At 40.7% G+C, this 21,977-nt stretch carries 25 protein-coding genes and 1 pseudogene; 14 read left to right on the top strand and 12 right to left on the bottom strand.

Annotated features, from left to right (window positions below; genetic code table 11):
* The first annotated feature begins 3 nt into the window (after positions 1-3).
* The 4 genes from RMZ95_RS19260 (at position 4) to RMZ95_RS19245 (ending at position 4,959) form a co-directional block, all read left to right on the top strand.
* Positions 4-654 (top strand): Uma2 family endonuclease, encoded by a 651-nt coding sequence (locus tag RMZ95_RS19260; protein ID WP_322682262.1) that lies wholly within the window; start codon positions 4-6, stop codon positions 652-654.
* 210 nt (positions 655-864) lie between these two features.
* Positions 865-1,758: a hypothetical protein gene (locus tag RMZ95_RS19255; protein ID WP_322682263.1), complete on the top strand. Its 894-nt coding sequence runs from the start codon at positions 865-867 to the stop codon at positions 1,756-1,758.
* Positions 1,759-2,493: 735 nt separating this feature from the next.
* On the top strand, positions 2,494-3,099 hold the full coding sequence (locus RMZ95_RS19250; RefSeq protein ID WP_322660741.1) for a DUF3038 domain-containing protein: 606 nt from the start codon (positions 2,494-2,496) through the stop codon (positions 3,097-3,099).
* Between the two features lie 249 nt (positions 3,100-3,348).
* On the top strand, positions 3,349-4,959 hold the full coding sequence (locus RMZ95_RS19245; protein ID WP_322673407.1) for a DUF4335 domain-containing protein: 1,611 nt from the start codon (positions 3,349-3,351) through the stop codon (positions 4,957-4,959).
* Between the two features lie 250 nt (positions 4,960-5,209).
* Here the strand turns inward: RMZ95_RS19245 and RMZ95_RS19240 are convergent, their stop codons facing one another.
* Genes RMZ95_RS19240 through RMZ95_RS19230 form a run of 3 tightly spaced genes read right to left on the bottom strand, consistent with a single transcriptional unit; the run spans position 5,210 to position 6,306 of the window.
* The gene (locus tag RMZ95_RS19240) at positions 5,210-5,671 is read right to left on the bottom strand and encodes a ferredoxin (RefSeq protein WP_322673333.1); all 462 of its coding nucleotides are present in this window, start codon (positions 5,669-5,671) and stop codon (positions 5,210-5,212) included.
* Positions 5,671-6,057 carry a DUF1257 domain-containing protein gene (locus RMZ95_RS19235; RefSeq protein ID WP_322660747.1) on the bottom strand — a complete coding sequence of 129 codons (387 nt, stop codon included), beginning with the start codon at positions 6,055-6,057 and terminating at the stop codon, positions 5,671-5,673. Before RMZ95_RS19235 ends, RMZ95_RS19240 begins: the two co-directional genes overlap by 1 nt.
* 39 nt (positions 6,058-6,096) lie before the next feature.
* Positions 6,097-6,306 (bottom strand): DUF2997 domain-containing protein, encoded by a 210-nt coding sequence (locus RMZ95_RS19230; RefSeq protein ID WP_322673334.1) that lies wholly within the window; start codon positions 6,304-6,306, stop codon positions 6,097-6,099.
* 570 nt (positions 6,307-6,876) lie between these two features.
* Here RMZ95_RS19230 and RMZ95_RS19225 point away from each other — a divergent pair.
* Both RMZ95_RS19225 and RMZ95_RS19220 read left to right on the top strand, forming a co-directional pair.
* Positions 6,877-7,422, top strand: a complete 546-nt coding sequence (locus RMZ95_RS19225; protein WP_322682264.1) for a dual specificity protein phosphatase family protein — start codon at positions 6,877-6,879, stop codon at positions 7,420-7,422.
* A gap of 43 nt (positions 7,423-7,465) precedes the next feature.
* Positions 7,466-8,155: an SAM-dependent methyltransferase gene (locus tag RMZ95_RS19220; RefSeq protein WP_322682265.1), complete on the top strand. Its 690-nt coding sequence runs from the start codon at positions 7,466-7,468 to the stop codon at positions 8,153-8,155.
* Positions 8,156-8,210: 55 nt separating this feature from the next.
* Here RMZ95_RS19220 and RMZ95_RS19215 read toward each other — a convergent pair whose 3' ends face one another.
* The 6 genes from RMZ95_RS19215 to RMZ95_RS19190 form a co-directional block, all read right to left on the bottom strand.
* Positions 8,211-8,534, bottom strand: coding sequence for a type II toxin-antitoxin system PemK/MazF family toxin (locus RMZ95_RS19215; RefSeq protein ID WP_322682266.1), 324 nt, complete (start codon positions 8,532-8,534; stop codon positions 8,211-8,213).
* Positions 8,528-8,791 (bottom strand): AbrB/MazE/SpoVT family DNA-binding domain-containing protein, encoded by a 264-nt coding sequence (locus RMZ95_RS19210; protein ID WP_322682267.1) that lies wholly within the window; start codon positions 8,789-8,791, stop codon positions 8,528-8,530. Before RMZ95_RS19210 ends, RMZ95_RS19215 begins: the two co-directional genes overlap by 7 nt.
* 230 nt (positions 8,792-9,021) lie before the next feature.
* A complete protein-coding gene (locus tag RMZ95_RS19205) occupies positions 9,022-9,330 on the bottom strand; it encodes a type II toxin-antitoxin system RelE/ParE family toxin (RefSeq protein ID WP_322682268.1) in 309 nt (102 codons plus the stop codon).
* Positions 9,327-9,581: a hypothetical protein gene (locus RMZ95_RS19200; protein ID WP_322682269.1), complete on the bottom strand. Its 255-nt coding sequence runs from the start codon at positions 9,579-9,581 to the stop codon at positions 9,327-9,329. The genes RMZ95_RS19205 and RMZ95_RS19200 overlap by 4 nt, the downstream gene beginning before the upstream one ends.
* A 104-nt stretch (positions 9,582-9,685) precedes the next feature.
* The gene (locus RMZ95_RS19195; protein ID WP_322682270.1) at positions 9,686-9,955 is read right to left on the bottom strand and encodes a DUF4926 domain-containing protein; all 270 of its coding nucleotides are present in this window, start codon (positions 9,953-9,955) and stop codon (positions 9,686-9,688) included.
* A 3-nt stretch (positions 9,956-9,958) separates the two neighbouring features.
* The gene (locus RMZ95_RS19190; protein ID WP_322682271.1) at positions 9,959-10,435 is read right to left on the bottom strand and encodes a hypothetical protein; all 477 of its coding nucleotides are present in this window, start codon (positions 10,433-10,435) and stop codon (positions 9,959-9,961) included.
* 279 nt (positions 10,436-10,714) lie between these two features.
* On the opposite strand from RMZ95_RS19190, the pseudogene RMZ95_RS19185 reads away from it, so the two are divergent.
* Together RMZ95_RS19185 and RMZ95_RS19180 are read left to right on the top strand one after the other, a co-directional pair.
* Positions 10,715-10,855 (top strand): annotated as a pseudogene (locus RMZ95_RS19185) (UPF0175 family protein); the annotation flags it as partial.
* A complete protein-coding gene (locus RMZ95_RS19180; RefSeq protein WP_322682272.1) occupies positions 10,852-11,265 on the top strand; it encodes a DUF3368 domain-containing protein in 414 nt (137 codons plus the stop codon). The pseudogene RMZ95_RS19185 and the gene RMZ95_RS19180, both read left to right, overlap by 4 nt.
* 12 nt (positions 11,266-11,277) lie before the next feature.
* Here the strand turns inward: RMZ95_RS19180 and RMZ95_RS19175 are convergent, their stop codons facing one another.
* Positions 11,278-11,685, bottom strand: a complete 408-nt coding sequence (locus RMZ95_RS19175) for a peptidoglycan-binding domain-containing protein (RefSeq protein WP_322682273.1) — start codon at positions 11,683-11,685, stop codon at positions 11,278-11,280.
* A 583-nt stretch (positions 11,686-12,268) separates the two neighbouring features.
* On the opposite strand from RMZ95_RS19175, the gene RMZ95_RS19170 reads away from it, so the two are divergent.
* From RMZ95_RS19170 to RMZ95_RS19155, 4 genes are read left to right on the top strand one after another with little or no spacing between them, the layout of a single operon-like run.
* Positions 12,269-13,120, top strand: coding sequence for an ABC transporter ATP-binding protein (locus RMZ95_RS19170; protein ID WP_322682274.1), 852 nt, complete (start codon positions 12,269-12,271; stop codon positions 13,118-13,120).
* Complete coding sequence (locus tag RMZ95_RS19165; protein ID WP_322682275.1) at positions 13,077-13,931, top strand: ABC transporter permease; 855 nt, start codon at positions 13,077-13,079, stop codon at positions 13,929-13,931. The genes RMZ95_RS19170 and RMZ95_RS19165 overlap by 44 nt, the downstream gene beginning before the upstream one ends.
* Positions 13,932-13,950: 19 nt before the next feature.
* Positions 13,951-14,424 carry a MarR family winged helix-turn-helix transcriptional regulator gene (locus RMZ95_RS19160; RefSeq protein ID WP_100902601.1) on the top strand — a complete coding sequence of 158 codons (474 nt, stop codon included), beginning with the start codon at positions 13,951-13,953 and terminating at the stop codon, positions 14,422-14,424.
* The gene (locus RMZ95_RS19155) at positions 14,390-15,658 is read left to right on the top strand and encodes an MFS transporter (protein WP_322682276.1); all 1,269 of its coding nucleotides are present in this window, start codon (positions 14,390-14,392) and stop codon (positions 15,656-15,658) included. The genes RMZ95_RS19160 and RMZ95_RS19155 overlap by 35 nt, the downstream gene beginning before the upstream one ends.
* Before the next feature lie 228 nt (positions 15,659-15,886).
* Here the strand turns inward: RMZ95_RS19155 and RMZ95_RS19150 are convergent, their stop codons facing one another.
* The gene (locus RMZ95_RS19150; RefSeq protein WP_409883190.1) at positions 15,887-16,273 is read right to left on the bottom strand and encodes a hypothetical protein; all 387 of its coding nucleotides are present in this window, start codon (positions 16,271-16,273) and stop codon (positions 15,887-15,889) included.
* Between the two features lie 694 nt (positions 16,274-16,967).
* Between RMZ95_RS19150 and RMZ95_RS19145 the strand changes: the two genes are divergently transcribed.
* A complete protein-coding gene (locus tag RMZ95_RS19145) occupies positions 16,968-17,642 on the top strand; it encodes a VOC family protein (protein ID WP_322682278.1) in 675 nt (224 codons plus the stop codon).
* A gap of 58 nt (positions 17,643-17,700) precedes the next feature.
* On the opposite strand, the gene recN is transcribed toward RMZ95_RS19145, so the two are convergent.
* Positions 17,701-19,449, bottom strand: a complete 1,749-nt coding sequence (recN, locus tag RMZ95_RS19140; protein WP_322682279.1) for a DNA repair protein RecN — start codon at positions 19,447-19,449, stop codon at positions 17,701-17,703.
* A gap of 326 nt (positions 19,450-19,775) precedes the next feature.
* On the opposite strand from recN, the gene RMZ95_RS19135 reads away from it, so the two are divergent.
* Positions 19,776-21,767: an AarF/ABC1/UbiB kinase family protein gene (locus tag RMZ95_RS19135; protein WP_322682280.1), complete on the top strand. Its 1,992-nt coding sequence runs from the start codon at positions 19,776-19,778 to the stop codon at positions 21,765-21,767.
* The last annotated feature ends 210 nt before the right edge of the window (positions 21,768-21,977 follow it).

Raw genomic sequence — 21,977 nt, 5'->3', positions numbered from 1 at the left:
GCTATGTTACTTGAACTCAATCAACTAATTGTTAGAGCCGGTCATCAGTTGTTGATTAAAGATGTCTCCTGGTCGGCATACAAACGCATTTTAGCAGAATTAGGAGACAATCGCAGTTCGCGCATAGGTTACAGTCAAGGGATGCTGGAAATAATGGCTCCATTGCCAGAACATGAAGTAGCTAAAGTTATTATTGGAGATTTGGTAAAAGTTTTATTAGAAGAACTCGATCTAGAATTTTGGAGTTTAGGTTCTACAACTTTTGATAAGGAAAGTATGGATGCTGGGGTAGAACCCGATGATTGTTTCTATATTCAAAATGAAGCTAAAATTAGGGGCAAAGATAGAATCAATTTAGAAATTGACCCGCCTCCAGATTTTGCTATTGAAATTGATATTACCTCTCGCACTCGTTTTAATAATTATCAATCTTTGAGAGTACCGGAACTGTGGCGATGGAATGGAAGTAAGTTAGAAATAAACGTGCTTTTTGATGGTAAGTATGTAGAATCAAATACCAGTTATATTTTCCCCAATCTCTCAATAAACCAAGTGATTCCCGAATATTTGATGCTAAGTAAAACCAATGGCAGAAATGCGACAATCAAAGCATTTCGTGTGTGGATAAGACAGCAAATTAGTAGCCCGATTTAGTTTACATTATCATAAATGCCTACTCAAAAAAGTTATAGCTAGTCGGATAAAAATAGTGATATTTTGCTATTTCTCCCTTATCAAACTAAACATTAGGAGATTCACGAAGCGTGGTTTACAGGTTAGGAAACCACGCTACTTACCTTTTCTTTAATACCTATAAGTACCAGACATTAATATTCTAATTAAATAAGATATATCATAAATTATATGGATATAGAAATAGAAACTCTACAAGAAGCTGAAGCAGTAATTGAAAGTGACATAAGAACCAAAGTCACGAGGCTAGACTTGAGTTTTTCTCATAGGTACAGGGATTCTGTTATTCCTGATTCTATCGGCGACATATTAAGTTTAGAAGAATTAACAATTTATAGTAAATCGCACAATATAGTTTATGGAATTGAACAAATACCAACAACTATTGGAAAGCTAACTAACTTGAAAATACTTAAAATTTATGATTTATGTGAATTAGAATATCTACCTGAAAGTATCGGTAATCTTACAAATTTAGAAGTTTTGCACATTGCTGATTGTTCACGCTTGAAAGCAATACCAAACAGTATTGGTAAACTCAAAAATCTTAAGCGGTTAGAGTTGATGGAATCAATGAGACCGCTTGCTAATTTTGAGAATTTACCTGACAATATTGGAGAACTTAGTTCTTTAAAAGAACTGATAATTAACTCTACAGTTATACAGTCACTACCTAATACTATAGGTAATCTTAGTAATTTAGATTATTTAGAAATCAGCCGCAATCCCAAACTACATAAGTTACCAGATACTATTGGCAAACTGCAAAAATTAACAGTTATGAGGCTTGAAAGGGGATTTTTAAGTTCTTTGCCAGAGAGTATTGGTGAATTGCGAAATCTTAGAGAACTAATTATTAATGACAATAAATTAACTCAATTACCAGGGAGTATAGGTATCCTAACTAAGTTAGAAAAGTTAGAGCTTATAAACAATCAGCTAACCGAATTACCAGATAGTATTAGGAATTTATCTGGACTTAAGAACAGTATACTTCTCTATGGAAATCCTCTAAAGTCTCTTCCTGAAAGTGTTTTCAACTTACCATTTGAAATAGATTGGTGATGATTATAGAGTGATTCGCTTGGGTGAAGTAATGAAATTAAGCCATATTTAAGCATAGGTTTTGGTGAATGTCTAAACTATTACCTCTGCCCATTAACTTTATAAATAAGTTCTGATATGTGCGTGGTTTGTGGTTAAAGTTGCATTACCAACTTAGTTGGAGTAAATCAATTGTCAATATCTTCAAAGGCTGACTTTATCAAATTTTTAAGTTTGTCATCGGTTTTATTTATGGAGGCGTCAATCGTCCTGATGTTGCCCAGCCTATACTGAAATGACAGGCCGCACACAAGTAAAACTCAGTTGGGGTAATGTCCAGCAGCAAAAAGTGCCTTTAGCAAACAGGAAAAATATTTGTAGAGTAATTATGTATATATTAAGACCAAGTAATAAATATCAAGAAATTTCAAAATTTAAAAATGCAAACAAATTAGGAGGTATTCTACATAATTACTTAGCGATCGCTAGCGGTTAACATTCAAAACAATAATTTATTTATACTCTGATACGGAGCTAACAGCGAAAGTTGGGTAAACCTTAATTAGAATTGATAATTTTTTACTTTGTCGAAAATAAATTTTCATCTAGAGTAAGACAAAGATACCTACTGTTTACCACCTATAAAAGCTAGCTGAAGCCTCCGGCTCATAGCTATCTATGGGAAACCAAGCTTGATTCTTAAGAGTCTGGTTTCAAAATGGGTAACAGCAACATCCCCTATCAGCTCGATCACCTATGCTAAAAGTTATGCACTCGGCCGCCAACTCAGCCACTCCAAATTCCCAGTGGGAGGATTTAATCAAGCTTCCAGCCCCAAACACAGTTCAATGGGACAATATCAAAACCCAATTAGACTTGGTGCTGTTAGCGCTAGAAACCTTAACTGGGATTGGTTCAGAGGCAATGCTTTCGGCGGCAACCGATCTGAATTTAGAGTCAAGAGTGCCAGACCGCGTAGCTTTATGGCGATTGCGCCAATCAAATCCTCTACGCAAAGGTCAAGGAGGGCGAAAAAAGTTAGATGTCGAAGAAGCGCGATCGCTTGTTTTGATCGTCTGCTACCTAGCCAAACAGCACCAGGAATTGATTCGCCGTGCTGTCGGTCTGTTAGAACAAATGGCAGAAAATAACCGGGAACCTCACCAGGCTGCTTTACTTGGAGACTATATTGATGCTTTTTGCAACACCTACCAAGAGCGGATGGAAGAGGACGAGCAAATCTCAACGGATTTACTAACTAACCTGGCCTTAAAACTGCTTGTAGATTTACTTTTTTACAGCGCTCCTGGTGGGCATCGCCGTCTCTGGCTAGCACTTATAGACCGTTCAACAAAATTTTAAATTTTAGATTTGAAATTCCTCAACCAAAATTCGTTTTCAAAAGTTTGCTAGGTAAGGATTCCTTTTTGATGGTCATTAGTTCTTGAGCGATGCACTATCAATAATGCCTCCTCCTTGCACGCCAGTTTGCATAACAGAAGGAACCTGACAAATTTCTGAGTGGAAGAATCCACTGTTCCAACTTTTCTTTGCAAGCAACTGGCTCAATTTTTGCAAAATCCCAATATAGTCTTCTTCGTAGTTCCTGTCATGCCTCTATCAAATTCAGTTATTCGTTGCTACACACCACCGACTTGCACGCTAGAAGTATTCGCGCAAAGCTCACCTCTGTCTCGTTGGATGGGGAAAACTGTCCTCAAACATCTGAGTTTTGAGCTACGTTTTGACGATCCCCGACTCCCAGAAGAACAAAGAGTTCCAATTCGGGGCGATCGCGAGCAACTTGAAGCTTTATGTGATGCCGTCACTAACTATGTACAGCAATTCCTCCAACAGTCTCCAGAAAGCTTTTGGGTAAGTTTCCCCAGTACCCAGGAGTCAAGCACAGCACTGGACGATCCAGAATTAAAGTCTTCAACAAAAACATTAAATGCTTTTAGTAACCAGATTCCAGGAGCAAATATCTACTTAGAACCAAGTAGCTATTTAACTCACAACCTATTTCTTGGTTCTCTGGCCAACTATTCATCTGGCCCCGTAATTCAACTCAGTTTGCTGCAACTATTCGATTTGGCAAGTGCTTTAGATGAATACTCAACTGATGTCATGGCACTTCCAACTCTCAACAGCACAGATTCGACTCTGAGGTTCCCTGCTTGGGCACCTGTTGCCGCAGTATTAGTATTAGGTGTAGGTTTTTTACCAGTTACTTGGCAATATGCTAACAATATTAGAGAAAAGCAACAGCAGACAGCCAAAACATCAAATTCAGAAGCAGTAAAGACTGCTCTAGAACCTTCATCCTCACTAAACTTTCCCACCCCTGAACCTAGGCTAACCCCTCCATCAAACAATTTGCTAGGTTCTACCCCTCCCCTTTCCACATCCACTTTACCCCAAGCACCTCTAACAGCCCCTAGTTCTAATAGTTTTTCTGCACCGCCACCAAATACATTGACAATACCTCAAGGGACGACTGCAACCCTTCCCAGTAATCGAGCGATGCCTTCAGCATCCAGCAAAATTCCAAGCCAGGAAATTGCCATATTACCAAATCTGGCACAGAATCCAACTGGGTCAAGTTCCCAACCCGGTGCTGGTAATATCCCTCAACTGCGGAATTTGCCACCCAGACTATCTTCTAACGCCAATAGCTTACCAACTAATATCTCACCAGTCCTCCCTCCATCTCTTGACACCATACCCAATAAGAATCGTGTCAATACCCCAACCCAACCCTCCCCGCTAACCTCACAACAGCTAGACGAAAGAATCCGTTCCTTACAGCAATCTTCTGCTGGAGAAAAACCTGCTTCACAACTTCCCTCCTCTAGGACTGCGGAGAATAATCCCTTTATCGATCAATTAGGGGACGCAAATAAAAACCCCACATCCAGAGAAGTAGCTACTGGCACATTATTTGACACACCTCAAGTAGCAGAAGCTAGACAATACCTAACGAAGCGTTGGCAACCACCTACTGGGCTGGGACAAACATTAGAGTACAGTTTGATAGTTGGTGTTGACGGCACAATTGAACGAATTTTCCCCCTTAATAAGGCAGCAAGAGAATTCGTTGATAACGCTGGGATGCCTGAAGTTGGCAAACCTTTTGTTTCCGCTAATAAAAATGGACAAAATGTCAGAATTCGAGTTGTTCTGAGTCCTGATGGCAAGGTACAGACTTTTCCAGATGAATAACTAAACTATCCTTTTAATGCCACTTGTAAAACTGGTACAAATCCTGTGCCAGTTTCTACTGACTACATAGGTTAAACAAGGCAAAAGTAGAAAAATTACTTTCACAACACAATCCTCTAAATTTCAAATGAAGAGAGTTAGCTCTTACAGGGAATTCAAAATTATCCGGACATCAGAAATTAACTACATAACGAAAAACAAAAGGACTGGATATTCCAGTCCTTTATTATATTGATTTAACGTTTTTATCTTAATAACGGGATTTTTTGGTTTTTAACTTTTGCTTTTTACGCCGACGTTCGCTAGCAACAATTGCCTGTTCTACAGGATAACCCACTAAAGGAATTACCTGATATTTGCGCTCGTCTTCTAATTTTTTCAGTTCAGTGTAATCAACCCAATGAATGCAATCAACCGGACAAGTGTCAATTGCTTCTTGGATAATTTCCTCAGCGTCCCCATCTTGCCGAACCACGCGCGATCGCCCGTAATCTGGTTCAATATAAAAGGTGTTACGCGCAACATGAGCGCAATGCTTGCAACCAATACAGGTGATTTCGTCAACATAAACACCATTTTGGCGTAGCATACCACCCAATTCCGGTTCTAAACCAGAACGTTCTGGGGCATCCCGTAAAAAACCCCCTAATTCTGGTTCCAAACCGGAACGGTTATCTTCTTGTTCTTCCAGTGACGGCAGAAAATCAGCCATTACGCACTCCAGCGCTGTACTACCAGGCGAATTGAACCATCTTCATTTTTTTGTTGTTCAGAAACTTGAAAACCAACACGAGCAGTTTCTTTCAGAACTGTTTGATAAGCATAGCGCTGTGTTACTTGGCGCAAAAATCCATCTACAGACAAATCTTGTTGCCAATATTGCAAGTCAGCCACCAATTCATATTCCTTGCCATTCCATCTAAAGCCGATGTCATAGCCATTTTCCTGCTCAATACTAACTTCTGCAGGATGGGTTTGACCGCGATAGCCACGGACTTCGCGCGGGCCGGGTTTCCAGTCTACGCCCAATTCAGTCAAAGCATCTTTCAAAGAATCAAGGTTACGGATTTGAGTCTTAATTTGGCTAAAGTGTGACATGGTGGTTGTGAATTAATAACACTAAACTACTGTGAAAACTTACCAATCGCTGTAAGTGGTGTGTGTATTCGCCACATTAGGTTGCTGCACCTTGGCGGCGAAATATTCTGAGGTTGGCTCATGATTAAGTACTTGCCCCAGCTGCGCCTCTATTGCTGCTGTAACTTCAGCGCAAGAATTACCCACAATGCCAGTGACTTTCTCTTGTACCCGACCGTCTGGATAAATTATGAACTCTAATGTCTCCATTCTTTTGGCCAACCAGGATAAGTACGCTTAAATTCTACTGCCTTAGCAGAAGGCTACAAATATAGCCATAGGAACATTTTTACTAGATATAAACTTGCCATTTGTTAACTAATGTTCCATTTTTCAACATATATATCTCAGAATCTTTACAAAACTTATTAATATTATAAGCACACGCATCAGTATTTAGTTAGTTTCTCTTAACCTCATTGATTAGTCAAGGTAACTACTGGAGTAAGCGAAGTAAGCTGCAAAAGTCCTAAGAATAAGCATTAGAGGTAGTATAGGCAGCAAGACAATTCACAAAAATATAAAATTTATTGAAAAACTTTATTCTTAGCATTCGTTCTACCTTATTATTTTCCAGGTAGATTAGATGCAGTGCAGTATAACTCTAAAGTAATATAGTGTGTATACGTAGGTATTGTATTAGGCTTTTAAGTATAGTTACTTTAGTTGGCATTGACTGTAGAAAGATTTTTAAACGGCGTTCGCTGAAAGCGTTGGCGCAGCCATTGCTATTTTCTGCCATTGGTAAGATTTATCAACCTCGATTCTAGACAGTTAAATATGTACAAATTTGCCCCAGCTTGGGAGAAGGAGCAAATAGTCTTTGGTGCTGCGCGACCTGGATACACTGACAAGAATGTTCAGGATTGGATAGAGTTCATGAAGCGCCAAAATATCAAGCGTGTTTGCTGTCTTCTTGATGAACAACAGCTAGGTTCTTACTCTAATCTTCTAAACATATACAAACAGGAATTTGGGAATCAGCTAATTTGTTGGGCACCAATTGCAGATTTCCATTTATCTGATTTAGAAACCCTCACACAGAAAATACTTCCTTTCTTAATAGAAGCTGAGAAACAAAATGAGAAAGTTGTTGTACACTGTTCCGGTGGAATTGGACGTACTGGACATGTATTAGCGGCATGGCTAGTTAGTGTCCGAGGATTATCAAATCAAGCTGCAATAAATGCTGTCAAAAGAACAGGTAGAAATCCTTATGAAGCTGCGATCGCTGCTATATTTAGAGGTAGAAATCCCTTGACAGTTATAAAAGAACTTAACGCGCTTCTGAATGATTGCCGTCTCTCAGTAAATAAAACATTTTGATGCTATCATCCTGTTTAATCAGTCTATTGACGAGGTAAATTCTATGGCAATGGTTCTTGATAAAGTAGTTCCTTTTGGGAGATCAATGGATGAATATATAAAAATATTCAATTTAAAAAATGCAGATTTAAATAAAAAAATCATTGGGATTGGAGATGGGCCAGCAAGCTTTAATGCAGAACTGACACGTCAGGGTAAAAGTGTAGTCTCTGTTGATCCACTCTACCAATTTTCTGGTGATGAAATATTGCAAAGATTTAATGAAGTGGTAGATAACATCATTAATCAAGTCAAGGCTACAACGAATGATTGGGTATGGAGCTATCATAAATCTCCAGATGATTTGCGACACAATCGAGTGAAAGTTATTCGAGAATTTCTGTCTGATTATGAAACTGGCAAAAAGAGTAACAGGTATGCAGTCGGTGAATTGCCAAAATTGGCTTATAATAATCAAGAGTTTGATCTAGCCCTTTGTTCGCATTTATTATTTTTATATTCAGATCATCTCGATTACAATTTTCACTTAGATTCTATAGGTGAGATGCTGCGTATTGCTAAAGAAGTCCGAATATTTCCCCTCATAACTTTAATGTGGAAACACTCACAACATTTAGATGAAATAGTAAAATATTACACTTCAATGGGTTATAAAATAGATATTGGAAAGGTTGAATACGAATTCCAGCCTGGTGGAAATAAAATGTTGAAGATAACCAGAGATGTTATATAACTCCTAGCTATAAAGAATTGGTATAACTATCCGGTTTATAGAATTATTAGGCATATTATTCAGCAAACATTTCAGCCAAGGTATCTAAAACTGCTTTTTGTTCATCAGAGTCAATCTGACCTAGCTTTTTGACTAATCGAGTTTTGTCAACTGTACGAATTTGATCTAGAACTATTTGTCCATCCTTACCCTGAAACTCACAAGTGACACGAGTCGGATAAGACTGTCCTTTAGTTGTCATCGGAGCAACAATAATCGTGGCAATATATTTATTCATCTCATCTGGTGAGATTACTACACAGGGTCTTGTCTTCTGAATCTCACTGCCAATCGTTGGGTCGAGGTTAACCAAAAACACATCAAATCGATTGACTACCACTCCCACTCTCGATGCTCCCACTCTGTAGTTATCGCATCATCGAGCAGCAGTGCATCGTCGTGCTGCTTCGCCATAGTTGCAAATGCTTCCTCCCACCCCTGACGCGATTGAGAGGCAGCACGGACAATTAGGTGACAATCTTGAATTTCAATTTCCACCTCTTCACCAATACCACTTTGTTCTAGCAGAAGTTTAGGAATGCGGATACCTTGAGAATTCCCAATTTTAACAATACGGGTTCTAATTGCTGTCCCCATGAGGATATTTATCCTTGATTGTAATTACATTGTGATTACTAATCAGGCTTTTGTCAACAAGCGCTCAATTTTTCAATAATTTTTAATGCGTAGGCGTAGCCAGCCATAGGCATCGCTCTCAAAATTACCAGATGCGATCGCTTTGCTGGTACATATTTAATATGCTCCAGTTCCCGTGCGGTTACTAGTCTTTAGGTCGTCTCAGAGTCATCCGGTGCTTCACCAAGGGTCTACTGTGCAGCGTGACGGATATGAAGAACACGCACTGTGGATATTTCTTGTCCTGCCAAAATCGTGAAAATTATTCGGTATGAGTTGCGTCCTCGACCGTAAAGTATCTGGCGAATTTCTTGGCTAAAATAATCATTTTCTCTCGCTAGAGAACATCGGCTTGGCATTTGCGATAAAGACTCAATGACTTGTAGTAATCCTGCATACCACTGACTTGCCCTTTCAGGAGAAGTAACTTGAGATAACTGCAAAAATGCGCTGTCTGCTTCTGCTTCAGCTACACTAGAGATTTCAATGCGGTATTTCATGAATCGGCTGGCAGATTATACTTGCGACGTTGCTCGTCAGCAAAATCATCAAATGAACGGAATCTACCCGCTTCAAAGTCTTCTAATCCTTGCTGAATACCCTTAATAGCTGCTTCTGAGTCTTGCACTTCCCACTCTAGGACAGCCTCTAGCAATTGGGCTGCAACCAAACTAACATCTTTTCCCTGCTGTGTAGCTTTCTCGCGCAGTCGTGCTTCTAATTCTGGGCTTAGGGAAACAACGATCGCCATAATCGGATATTTTGCGGAAGGTTTATAGATATGATTTTATTTCAGAATATCTATAAAACTGCGTAGGCGTAGCCAGCCGTAGGCATCGCTCTGGGCACAACAACTTAGACTGTCACCATTGACCGTACTGAATCAGGGGATGCTGGCTCAAAATGTAACACCATAATTTGCTCTGGGCGTAAACCGATAGATTCATAAGTGCGGCCAGAGCGTAGGCGTAGCCCGCCGTAGGCATCGCTAAATTCAACTTCAAATGCAGCACCGCCAGCTAATAATTCTACTGCTGCGCCAACTTGACCACGGTACAGGTTGTATTCAGGCAGATCAACTGTCAGTGCTACTATATCCAACAACTCAATTCTAATTTTATTCATACTTCATCGCTTTGGTGAAGGTAAGGAACCCCTGAAATCTCCGCCGTTCCAATCAGATCCATCAAGCCAGCCATCATCCTCAGCATCCCACAACAACATATATGCAAATAACAAGGTATTGATAAATCGCTCTACAGGAATTTTCCAATGTTTAGCCATCTTGTCTAATTGCACTTTTGTTATTGAATTCGATGATGTAAAACATTCCAACACATCATCATGGCTACAAGACCATCCAGAAATGAATTTATCAAAATAAGGTTTATATTTCTCTGTTGGGTGAGGTTTCTTAAAGTTAGTAAAGCGAACTTCTTTAAAGAAGTCTAGTTTTAGACCAGCAACAAGCCCATCAGAATCTTTAGCATCAATATAGTAATAAAGTGAAGTACCTTGACCATTAAAACTGCGAGCAGCACGAATAATTCTGGGAGTGACGAAATCATCTCCCTCGAAATCTGCAAGAACATCCTTTATTGCCATATAGACCGTATTCAGTACTCAAATATTATTCTTAGGGTTCCCAAATCAGAACAAAGCATTATATTATGACATGAACAAGATTTATAAAAAGGATACGGTTCGGTTAATTTACCTGATTATCACTTGGCGATGCCCAAGCTGCTTAGAATAGTAGTGATAGAGAGGATTATAATTATGAACGTCGTCATTCCTAATGAAATATTAACCGCAACTCGGATGACTGAAGGCGAAATGAAACAGGAAATTGCGGTGATGCTTTTTTAAAAAGAAAAGTTAACTCTTGCTCAAGCCAGCCGATTTGCAGGGATAAACCGTATAGCATTTCAGCATCTACTCGCAAGTCGTCAAATTTCAGTGCATTATGGGGTCGAGGATTTTGAACAAGATATAGAAAACTTGCGGGCGATGGGTAGACTGTGATCGTTGTCAGTGATACTTCGCCCATTAATAACCTCGCCGCCATTAACCATCTTCATTTACTACAACAGCTTTACGGAACAGTCCTAATTCCTGAAGCTGTCTACCGAGAAGTGACTGATCCCAACTTTCCAGTTGCAGGTGCAATTGAAGTCCAAACTTTTATCTGGATTCAAACTCGTCCAGTTCAAGATCGAACATTGGTTGAAGTACTTAGCAATGAACTGGATATTGGTGAAGCTGAAGCCATCGCTCTAGCGTTGGAAATGAAAGCAGATCGAGTTTTGATTGATGAACGTCATGATCGTATGGTTGCAGCTAGGCTAAAGCTTGGTTACACAGGGATTTTAGGGATCTTGGTTGAAGCTAAAAGTCAATACGACTATGCAATTACGTTCAAGTATCGGAGTTGATCTGAATCACGGCTAACATTGCTTAAATAAGCCGATCCAAGTTCTATCGCCAACTACACCATCTAATCTTAGCCCTCGGCTATTCTGAAAATTCACAACTGCTTGCTGAGTAGCCTTGCCAAATTCTCCATCAATAGTAGTAGAATATCCTAGATCACTGAGTCGTCGTTGCATGACTTCTACAGCTTTGCCTTTACTTCCCATCCTCAAAGTAGGAACCTTACTCATATTTAAGCAAGGCGTATAGTTGTAACTTGAACTATTACTTCTAGCGGGCTTTATTTGGTTACCTATCCTCCACAAGATGACTACAATGAATAAAATAATCGCTATTGATATTCCCAAGCGCAAGCGCTTTAATACTAATAAAAGCAAAAAGCTACCTAACTGATCTTGTAGCCATTCAAATATGTCTTCCATGATTGCTAGTGAGTTTGTTAAATATAAGTTTTTTTATAAACAAAACTATATCTCTTGGTGATATCGACGGCTTAAAGCTAGGAATTTATGCTTTGAGACTAAGTATTTAACACTGAGTCAAGAGTATAAATTTTTGAAATTTGGAACATAATTAATTACACAAAATCTGTACTCAAAGTTTTGTCTAGTGAAGAATCAATATGTGATTAATTTTGTCAGATTACTTAATACAATCCCATTCAAGCAAGATTTTTAGTAAGGTAGCAACTGTATTTACACTGACACTCCCTTACTTCATAGCATTTCAGCATCTACTCGCAAGTCGTCAAATTTCAGTGCATTACGGAGTGGAGGATTTTGAACAGCAGTAGGCATTCTGAACATTTTTTCACCTATTGACTATCCTAGCAAGTGTTTGCGGTTAATTTGCCAGTGATACTTCGCCCATCAATAACTTTGCCGCCACTTTACTGAGTTTCCTTTTACTCTGATTCAAATTTCCACCAGAAGTCTATTGACTTCTGGTAAATCTATTGAGAAGCTAATAGTTAGGTTTACTAATTAATAGAAGTGCATCAAACTTGTGACAATACTGACGGGAAAAATAAATCGATCGCAACCTGCTAGCGAACCAAAACCGTTGATTCTGGAAACTCAGGGACTCACACGCCGTTTTGGGAAGTTCACGGCAGTTAATAACCTGAGCATATCTGTAGAACAGGGCGAAGTTTTTGGACTCCTTGGCCCCAATGGCGCAGGGAAAAGTACAGTTCTTAAGATGTTGACAACTTTACTGCCTATCAGTGCAGGGAAAGCAACCTTAGCTGGCTATGACGTGACTCGTCAATCTAATCCTGTGAGGCGGGCTATCGGCTATGTACCCCAGGCGCTGTCTGCTGATGGTAGTCTTACGGGTTACGAAAATCTCTTAATCTTCGCCAAGCTGTATGGAATACCTGCCAAAGGACGCGATCGCCGCATCTATGAAATTCTAGAATACATGGGTTTGCAAGATGCGGCGAAACGCTTGGTACGCAACTACTCTGGTGGGATGATCCGTAAGCTGGAAATTGGCATATCAGTTCTACATCAACCCCAAATTCTGTTTCTTGATGAGCCGACTGTCGGACTAGATCCCATCGCTCGAACTCAAGTATGGCAGCTTGTACTACAACTCTGTGCTGATTACGGCACAACTATATTTTTAACAACCCACTTTTTAGAAGAAGCGGATAGCTTATGTAACCGAGTGGCGATTATGCAACAAGGTGAAGTCGTTACTACAGGTACACCAACCGACTTAAAAGCTTCTTTAGATAACCCAAATGCAACTTTGGATGATGTCTTTATTCACTATACAGGCGACCAGTTAACATCAGGAGTCAACTACCGTGACACAGCGAGAACCAGACGTGCTGCTCAACGGTTGGGTTAAAGCACCACCCACCGTCCGAGTAAATTTGATCTCTGCAATTAAAGAGCTAGTTACGAAAACCCTGGCGATCGCAGAATTGGAAATCCGTAAACTCCGCCACGATCCCACTGATTTAGTCGTTCGAGCTGTGCAACCAGCTTTATGGCTGCTAATCTTTGGGCAAGTTTTCTCGCGGACTCGCGCGATTCCTACAGGAAACTTACCCTATTTAGACTTTATTTCTGCTGGCATCTTGGCTCAGAGCATTTTGTTTGTGGCCATTTTTAGTGGTGGGATGACGCTAATCTGGGAGCGAGACTTAGGAATTGTACATAAATTTTTAGCTAGTCCTACACCTCGTGTAGCGATGGTGTTGGGCAAAGGTCTAGCATGTGGGGTACGGTGCTTATCTCAGGTAATATTCATTTACGGATTGTCATTTTTGTTAGGTGTCAAACTAAATCTTCATCCCCTAGCTATTCTCCAAGTACTGCTGCTAGTCATAATGGGGGCGGGAACATTTTGTATTTTTTCATTAATTATTGGCTGTTTGGTGAAAAGCCGAGAAAGGATGACGGGTATTGGACAATTGTTAACCATGCCCTTATTTTTTGCTAGCAATGCCATATATCCGATCTCGTTGATGCCCAGTTGGTTAAAGTTCATTTCCCATTTAAATCCGTTGACTTATCTGGTTGACGGGTTACGTAGCACCATGCTGTTGAATGGCACTAGCATCTATGGCTTTGGTCTGGATTGTACAATTCTCTTATTAACATTAATAATTTTGGCCATTCTTGGTGGAAAACTTTATCCACGGGTGGCCATGTAACTAGGAGAACAACAAGCCCATGACCTTGGATAAACCTAATCAAGGTGCAACTTCCGAAGAATGTGCCGCTAGAGTAATGGAAACAGTTCCATTAGTGATGCGGTTTATCCGAGCGGATATGCGTGCCCATAGTGCCGCTTTTTTATCTATACCTCAGTTGCGATCGCTAGCATTTATCAACCGCAATCCTGGTGCTTCATTATCTGACTTAGCAGAGCATTTAGGTGTCACCTCTGCCACGGCATCAGCAACCATAGAACGCTTGGTACAACGCGACTTTGTGAAACGGATTGCTCATCCCCAAGAGCGGCGGCGGGTACTGCTCAATTTAACTGAAGATGGAAAACACCATCTCAAGCAATCTCAAGATCAAACTCGCGCTCATATTAGCGATCTGCTCAAAGGTCTTTCAGAAGACCAAATTTCCAACATTGAAGAAGGCTTAACTCTACTAAAAAATGTCTTCGAGAAAACAGAACTCAAAGCCCCATAACTTTGAGGTTGCACAACACGATCCCTTTGCAGCCTTTAAGTTTCGAGACTATCGGCTATTTACCATCGGACGGCTAGTGCTGTTCGTGGGGTCGCAAATGCAAACTGTAGCGATTGGCTGGGAACTCTATGAGCGGACTAACTCAGCGATCGCTTTAGGTGGTGTAGGACTAGCGCAAGTCCTACCGATGATTATTCTCACCTTAATTGCCGGAGATGTTGCCGATCGTCGCGATCGCAAAGTGACCATGTTACTCTCGGTAATGTTGTTAGCCCTCTGCTCCTTAGCTTTAGGGGTACTTTCCTATACTCAGGGTGCAATTTTTCTAATTTACGCCTGTTTGGTATTAACGGGTGTTGCTAGGGCATTCCTCAAACCTGCAAGTGATGCTCTGATGTGGCAATTAATACCTGTTACCGCCTTTACCAATGCAGCGACCTGGAATAGTAGTAGCTTTCAGTTAGCTGCTGTTATTGGCCCAGCCTTCGGAGGATTTGGGATTGCGCTATTAGGAAGTGCTACAGGAGTTTATGTATTAGCAGCGATCGCCGCTTTACTGTGTTTTATTTTAACGCTGGCGATCAAACAGCAAAAAGTCATCCGCGCAACTGAGCCAATTTCATTTAAAGCACTTGCAGCCGGTGCTAAATTTGTTTGGCAGAATCAGTTGATTTTAGCGGCGATTACATTGGATATGTTTGCAGTATTGTTGGGTGGTGCGATCGCGCTCCTCCCCATTTTTGCCAAAGATATTTTACACGTGGGGCCAGTGGAATTGGGATATCTACAAGCAGCTCATTCCATCGGTGCTTTGACTATGGCGATTACCCTGGCGTATTTACCACCATTACGCAAAGCAGGCCCAGCCTTATTATGGTCAGTGGTTGGCTTTGGGGTTGTAACAATTATCTTTGGACTTTCTCGTTCTTTTTGGCTGTCTATGTTGATGCTGATCCTTGGTGGCGCACTAGATAGTATTAGCGTTGTGATTCGCCATACATTAGTTCAAATCAGAACACCAGATCATTTGCGTGGTCGGGTTGCTGCTATTAATAGCGTGTTTATTAGTGCTTCAAATGAATTAGGCGGCTTTGAGTCCGGCTTGACTGCGGCTTTATTTGGCCCAGTGATTTCTGTTGTGGGTGGTGGAATTGGCACAATTTTAGTAGTGATTGCTACAGCTATGATTTGGCCAGGAATTCGTAAGTTAGGAGCTTTGCAAGAGTATAAATAAATTTAAAATGGCAGTATTAGATGATGGAGTTATATCCACTACTAAGTCTTCCATAGATAATAAAAATCCCACCCTATGTAAAAGCTACAAAATTATAATTGTTATCTTTTGCTCGGATGGGATTTTTGTTTAGTGAAAGTTGCACATCACGTAATTAAAAGATAGATAAATCCAGACTTTTAGAATTATGTATAACTTGAATTTGCCTTTCAAGTTATACAATTGCCACTAAGCAGTTGGCCCACCACCACCAAAACTTGGTACACTGCCTCCAGTTGGAATACCATACTTAGAAGGATCGAAGCTATCAGCCGTTGGAATACCATACTTAGAAGGGTCGAAGCTATCAGCCGTTGGGATGCCAGAGCTACCTAAACTAAAGCTGCCTTCTTTTGGAATACCATACTTAGCAGGATCAAAGCTGTCAGCCGTTGGGATGTCATACTTAGCAGGATCGAAACTGCCTTCTTTGGGAATTCCATACTTATCAAAATCGAAGCTTTCAGCCGTTGGGATGCCAAAAGCGCCTCCAGATGCGAAAGGATCGCTGGGGTTGCTAGCCTGACCACCACTATTAACGGGATTACCAAAAACAGAATTTGAATCAGATGCCATTAGAGTTAATTCTCCTATTAGGACATAAATTTGGCTTCATTAATAAATATCACAAAGCACAATTAAGCTTCATATGTAGCTTTTTTATTGTTTTTTTAATTTCTAATCTTGAGCTTTTCGGATTAAATTACAGAGTTTTTTTAGGAAATTTACTAACTCCAAAAAACACTTGTAATTAATGCTATTTACCTAAAAAATATATAAAAACTCACCGTTCTATACAATGAAAAATATTTAGATGCTTATGTCAAATTTTTAGATACTTTTTCTATTTAAATATGCAGGGTAAACTCATTTAAATTTGTATAGATCGGACTTGACAAATGGGCTTCATGAGTAGAAAGACTATAATGCTGTATTTGAAAATTTCAAATAACAGATTGCTCGTATACTTGAAAAATTATCTAGAGTGGGAGGGCAACAAAGCTGTTCCTGGCTTGCTAGGTGCAGCGTCTCGCTCAGAAGAATACAAAGAGACAAGCTACTACGTAGCTTTCATCGGGAATAAAAGGAAGAGATAAGTTAAGAATTATTCGGCACCAGTTTAGAGACAGTTAGTATTATTAGTTACTATAATTGCCTTGCGGGTGTCTGAGATTAGCTCAAAGTATTTGACTATAATAGTAGATATAAACCTTGTTTCTAAGCCTCAAATTTGAATAAATGCTATAGATTGTTTTTATAGGTGAGCATTATGAACAACAACCTTCCATTAAATCCTAGAAAAGGTTTTAACTTAGCCAAAACTTCAATGAATAAGGAGTCGCCTTTTGTAGAAAATCATGGATTGCTATTGTATAAAGATGGGTGCAAGACTCCAGAATTTCTCAACTCATCATTTTGCATACATCTTTTTGGTGAACGAGTTATCGTAGATCACTATGTACTGTTGTTTCCTGATTCAGAAGCTCTTACAAACTATGCTAAAGCTCTGATTAACTATGATGCCAAAATTACTGAAGGGCCAGGAAAATGGCCTGATGATTTTTGTCCTGAGCAAAACCTATTGCCTGAAGATGCTAGTATGTACTTTCTCTCAGCCTTAATGCCGTCAGGCATGATTTTGGTACTGCTTGCGCCTAACGCACCAGATGAACAGATTGCTAGCTTATTCCAACAGCAAGGTTTTAATACTGTCCATCACGTTGCGATTCTTGTTGATGATATCTATACAGCAGCAGAAGTATGGCAGAAGAAAGGTTTTATTCCTCTGTCTCTAACTCCTCAAGAAGATGATTCCTTGTGTCAATGGTTTTTCCGCAATTGGGCAGGGCAAATTATAGAGCTAATCTGTCGGCGATGTATGGGCAAAGAGACTTTTTCCTGTGAGAATATTGCTGGTTTACGGCTTTCAGAATTGGCAGCCTAAATTTATAATTACGAATTAGTAATTAGTAATTACTAATTACTAATTCGTAACTATTTGGTCAAGTATGCTTCGTGCTACGGTGGTTAGCAGCTTGTAATAATAGAGATTCTGCAAAAGCGATCGCATCAGTTGCAGATTTACCACCAGCCAACTGCGCTAATTCTTCTCGACGGGTGTTTAAATTATCCAAGGTAGTAACTCTAACAACGGTACGCTGTTCGGCATTATCATTGTTAGCTTTTTTACCTTTACCTTGATTGATAGTTTGCTTATCTACCCGAAAATGCCGATCGGCCATTGCCGCAACTAAAGGTTGATGGGTAACACATAACACCTGGTTGCGTTGACTTAGCTGGTATAATTTTTCCGCGATCGCTTGGGCTACCCTTCCTGAAACCCCGACATCAATTTCATCAAATACCATTGTCCCAACTACGTCAACCTGAGAAAAACAAGCTTTCAGCGCCAGTAAAAAACGGCTCATTTCGCCACCAGAGGCAACTTCTGTTAAAGGTTGCAGTGGTTCACCGGGGTTGGAACTAAACATAAAGGTAATTTTATCTGCTCCCATCGCAGTTGGGAAAGCTGGTAATATTTCAACCAGAAATTTTACCTTTTCCATCGCTAGGGGCTTGAGTTCAGCGATCAAACGTGATTCTAAATTAGCAGCCGCCTTACTCCGCAATTGAGTTAACTGATTACTTGCTTGGGTAAGTTTCTCAAAACACGTCTTTTCTTGCTGTTCTAACTTTTCGATAGATTGTTCGCTGTCGTTAAGTTGGGCTAATTCCCCTTGGATACGTTGGTAATAAGCGATCGCTTCTTGTAGTGTCGGCCCATACTTACGACAAATTTGCTTTAACTCCTGAATCCGTTCTTCCACCTCTTCCAATCGCTGCGGATCGGCTTCTAAACCATCTCCATAAGCATTAATTTGCCTTCCCACTTCCATTACCGCAGCTTGCGCGTCCCGTACCAACTCCAATAGGGGTTGTAGTTGGTTATCGTATTCCACCATGTCATTTAATGTCGCCTCACTGTCTCCCAATAAATCACCTGCGGCGGGAGTTTCATGATCGTTTTGATACAAAGCCTGATAAACCTTGTAACTCATTTGTTGCAAATCGACGACATGATTCAGGCGTTCCCGTTCTTGTCCCAACTGTTCCAATTCATTAGGCTCACTGAGATTCGCTGCTCCCAATTCCTGCACTTGATAAGTAAGCAAGTCGAGTTGTTGCAATCGTTCCCGTTCCGATGTCCGGCGTTTTTCTAGTGCTAAATGCGCCTGTTGGTAAGCACTGAAGCTTGCGGCGACTTTATGACGTTGGTGCATTAGAGAGTCGCCGCCATACAAATCTAACCAGTCGCGGACTTGGGCAGATTGTCCCACTTGTACAGTTTGACCTTGGGCGGTGATTTCCACCAAGCGATCGCGCATTCCTGCCATAATCTGCCGATTTACCAACACACCATTCACCCGCGATCGACTGCGGACATTACTCGTAGTGGCTGTGATTTCTCGGCTAATGACTACAGAATTTTCATCAAGCAAATCTATTTCTTGTTCGGTCAACCAAGCGGCTAGGGGAGCGTTTGAGGTGAAAGTAGCTTCTACCATCGCCCGACTTGTCCCCGTGCGAATGACTCTACTAGAGACTTTACCGCCCAAAGCAGCATCAATGGCATCTAAGATAATCGATTTTCCAGCGCCGGTTTCACCTGTTAACACATTTAGTCCCGCGCCAAATTCTAATTCCAATTGGTCAATTAGGGCAAAGTTTTCAATTCGCAGGCAAAGCAACATCAAGCCAAATTCTCCATGAGGGCAGATGCCGGATAATTCTAATTTACAGGATAATAAGTCTCATCTTTGAGCAACTAGCAATACCTAATACTATTGAACTAGTATGCCCGTTTAAGTGTAGCAGACTAGTGGGGAGTGGGGAGCAGGGAAAGAAGCAAGGGAGCAGGCTTGCCGTGAGCGTAGTCGAACGAAAGCAGGGAGCAAGGGAGAATTTTCCCCTTTGCCCCCCGCATCCTGCCCCTCTGCCTCTTTCAATGCCCAATTCCCAATTTCTAAACATATTGTTACAATACTTAATGTGATCGTTCTGACTGGTGGCCTTCTTCATGATTGTTAAGACACTTCCCCCTAGTTCCCGACCGATTCAGGAGGACAGTCGCAACGGCACAAATCGCCGAGGCGACGAATTAAATGTTATTGATGTAGTGCCAGAAGATGGTACATCAACGTTAGTTGTACGCTCACCAAGACTCTTAGCAGCCCAAAAGGTGAGAACAGCAGCCCAACCTGAGACGCTTTACGATCCCGTGGGCATAGCGGCGCATTATCAAAATAGAAAAGTGCAAGTTTTACGGCGGATTTTTGCCGTGTTGGGGCCAACTCTATCCTTTGTATTTGGATTGTGGTCGGATAGTAAACGGGGAATTGTCGTCAAAAATGACCGCCGCCGAGCCACTCAGCTACGAGTATTGCTGACCCAATTAGGGCCTGCTTACATCAAAATTGGACAAGCTTTATCCACCAGACCGGATCTAGTTCCTCCCGTATACCTAGAAGAATTAACTAAATTACAAGACCAATTACCGCCTTTTCCCAACGAAATTGCTTACCAGTTTATTCAAGAAGAATTAGGCGCACCTCCAGAAGAGGTTTACGCCGAACTCTCGGCGCAGCCAATTGCTGCGGCTTCATTGGGGCAAGTGTATAAAGGTAAGCTAAAAACTGGTGAAGAAGTCGCTGTTAAAGTTCAACGCCCCGACTTAAGAGAGGGAATCACCATTGACTTGTATATTTTGCGTAACCTCGCCGCTTGGGTGCAGAAAAAAGTCAAACGGGTAAGAAGTGACTTAGTTGGGATTCTTGATGAATTAGGCGATCGCATTTTTGAAGAGATGGATTACATCCATGAAGGTGAAAATGCCGAGCGATTTTTCGAGTTATATGGTCATATAAAAGACGTATACGTACCGAAAATTTACTGGGAATACACCAATCGTCGCGTCCTGACGATGGAGTGGATTAACGGCACTAAATTAACCCAGACAGAAGAAATTAGTGCCCAAGGGATAGATGCTCGTTATCTCATTGAAGTGGGTGTGCAGTGTTCCCTGCGCCAGCTGCTAGAACATGGATTTTTCCATGCAGATCCCCACCCTGGTAATTTGTTAGCGACAACCGATGGCAAATTAGCTTATCTCGACTTTGGGATGATGAGCGAGATTAAACCACCACAGCGTTATGGTTTGATTGAAGCGATCGTCCACGTCGTCAACCGCGACTTTGAAGGATTAGCAAAAGATTACGTTAAATTAGATTTCTTATCACCAGAAACCGATTTAACACCAATTATCCCAGCTTTTGCCAGAGTTTTTGCTGATGCCCAAGGAGCCAGCGTTGCCGAACTAAACATTAAAAGCATCACCGATGAACTATCAGCTTTGATGTATGAGTATCCTTTCCGCGTACCGCCCTACTACGCTTTAATTATTCGTTCCCTTGTGACGCTTGAAGGTATTGCAATATATATAGATCCAAACTTTAAAGTTCTTAGCGAAGCTTATCCCTACGTTTCTAAACGCCTGTTAACAGATCCAGCACCGCAATTAAGAGCATCATTGCAAGATTTGCTATTTAAAGATGGCAGATTTCGCTGGAATCGCTTAGAAAACTTGTTAAAAAATGCGCGTAATAGTCAAGACTACGACTTTAATTTAGTGCTGAATCAGGGAATAGAATTTCTGTCATCTGAACGCGGTGCTTTTATTCGTGACAAGCTAGTAGATGAATCTGTTAACGGACTCGATGCTTTAGGTAAAAATGTTTTGCATAACTTTACCTCTTTGTTACGAGAACGGGTAGGATTGACAGCAGTTAATAAAACTCCAGCAGCTACAGTTGAGCAACAACAAACTTTGGAGCATATCAAACGTATATTAGGTATTCTCCGAGAAACAAGAGGCTTTGACCCAGTGCAAATTACATCCCAAATTACTCAGTTATTGGTAAATTCAGATGTACAACGTTTAGGTCAACAAATTGCCAACCGCTTCACGCAGAAAGCTGTGGCCAGGTTAATTCGGCAATTATTGGCATCTTAATAAAAGTTATGAGTAAATAAAGTTTTTAACTCATAAATCATTCATTCTAGAACACCAATCCAGTAATCCTCGAAGAACCTCTCCCCCTACCCTCTCCTACAAGGAGCTACGGTGTATACACAAGTCCTAAAATCATTGCCTGGTAAGATACAAGCCTTGGTAGGCAAGGTTTTGAGTTAAGCGAACTGATTATCAATAGTGTCAGCTTAT

The sequence above is a fragment of the Nostoc sp. DedQUE07 genome (assembly GCF_034530975.2).
GTDB lineage: Bacteria > Cyanobacteriota > Cyanobacteriia > Cyanobacteriales > Nostocaceae > Nostoc.
The sequence above is the reverse complement of the archived record's forward strand: the minus strand, read 5'-3'. Positions and strand labels throughout refer to the sequence as shown.

Excerpts from the sequence above, each read along its gene's own strand:
- RMZ95_RS19235 (WP_322660747.1), bottom strand. The coding sequence starts at position 6,057 with ATGTCACACTTTAGCCAAATTAAGACTCAAATCCGTAACCTTGATTCT.
- RMZ95_RS19155 (WP_322682276.1), top strand. The coding sequence starts at position 14,390 with ATGTCTTCGAGAAAACAGAACTCAAAGCCCCATAACTTTGAGGTTGCA.
- RMZ95_RS19205 (WP_322682268.1), bottom strand. The coding sequence starts at position 9,330 with ATGAAATACCGCATTGAAATCTCTAGTGTAGCTGAAGCAGAAGCAGAC.
- RMZ95_RS19175 (WP_322682273.1), bottom strand. The coding sequence starts at position 11,685 with ATGGAAGACATATTTGAATGGCTACAAGATCAGTTAGGTAGCTTTTTG.
- RMZ95_RS19245 (WP_322673407.1), top strand. The coding sequence starts at position 3,349 with ATGCCTCTATCAAATTCAGTTATTCGTTGCTACACACCACCGACTTGC.
- recN (WP_322682279.1), bottom strand. The coding sequence starts at position 19,449 with ATGTTGCTTTGCCTGCGAATTGAAAACTTTGCCCTAATTGACCAATTG.
- RMZ95_RS19230 (WP_322673334.1), bottom strand. The coding sequence starts at position 6,306 with ATGGAGACATTAGAGTTCATAATTTATCCAGACGGTCGGGTACAAGAG.
- RMZ95_RS19160 (WP_100902601.1), top strand. The coding sequence starts at position 13,951 with ATGACCTTGGATAAACCTAATCAAGGTGCAACTTCCGAAGAATGTGCC.
- RMZ95_RS19250 (WP_322660741.1), top strand. The coding sequence starts at position 2,494 with ATGCTAAAAGTTATGCACTCGGCCGCCAACTCAGCCACTCCAAATTCC.
- RMZ95_RS19145 (WP_322682278.1), top strand. The coding sequence starts at position 16,968 with ATGAACAACAACCTTCCATTAAATCCTAGAAAAGGTTTTAACTTAGCC.
- RMZ95_RS19200 (WP_322682269.1), bottom strand. The coding sequence starts at position 9,581 with ATGGCGATCGTTGTTTCCCTAAGCCCAGAATTAGAAGCACGACTGCGC.
- RMZ95_RS19195 (WP_322682270.1), bottom strand. The coding sequence starts at position 9,955 with ATGAATAAAATTAGAATTGAGTTGTTGGATATAGTAGCACTGACAGTT.
- RMZ95_RS19210 (WP_322682267.1), bottom strand. The coding sequence starts at position 8,791 with ATGGGGACAGCAATTAGAACCCGTATTGTTAAAATTGGGAATTCTCAA.
- RMZ95_RS19150 (WP_409883190.1), bottom strand. The coding sequence starts at position 16,273 with ATGGCATCTGATTCAAATTCTGTTTTTGGTAATCCCGTTAATAGTGGT.
- RMZ95_RS19255 (WP_322682263.1), top strand. The coding sequence starts at position 865 with ATGGATATAGAAATAGAAACTCTACAAGAAGCTGAAGCAGTAATTGAA.
- RMZ95_RS19225 (WP_322682264.1), top strand. The coding sequence starts at position 6,877 with ATGTACAAATTTGCCCCAGCTTGGGAGAAGGAGCAAATAGTCTTTGGT.
- RMZ95_RS19240 (WP_322673333.1), bottom strand. The coding sequence starts at position 5,671 with ATGGCTGATTTTCTGCCGTCACTGGAAGAACAAGAAGATAACCGTTCC.
- RMZ95_RS19260 (WP_322682262.1), top strand. The coding sequence starts at position 4 with ATGTTACTTGAACTCAATCAACTAATTGTTAGAGCCGGTCATCAGTTG.
- RMZ95_RS19220 (WP_322682265.1), top strand. The coding sequence starts at position 7,466 with ATGGCAATGGTTCTTGATAAAGTAGTTCCTTTTGGGAGATCAATGGAT.
- RMZ95_RS19190 (WP_322682271.1), bottom strand. The coding sequence starts at position 10,435 with ATGGCAATAAAGGATGTTCTTGCAGATTTCGAGGGAGATGATTTCGTC.
- RMZ95_RS19135 (WP_322682280.1), top strand. The coding sequence starts at position 19,776 with ATGATTGTTAAGACACTTCCCCCTAGTTCCCGACCGATTCAGGAGGAC.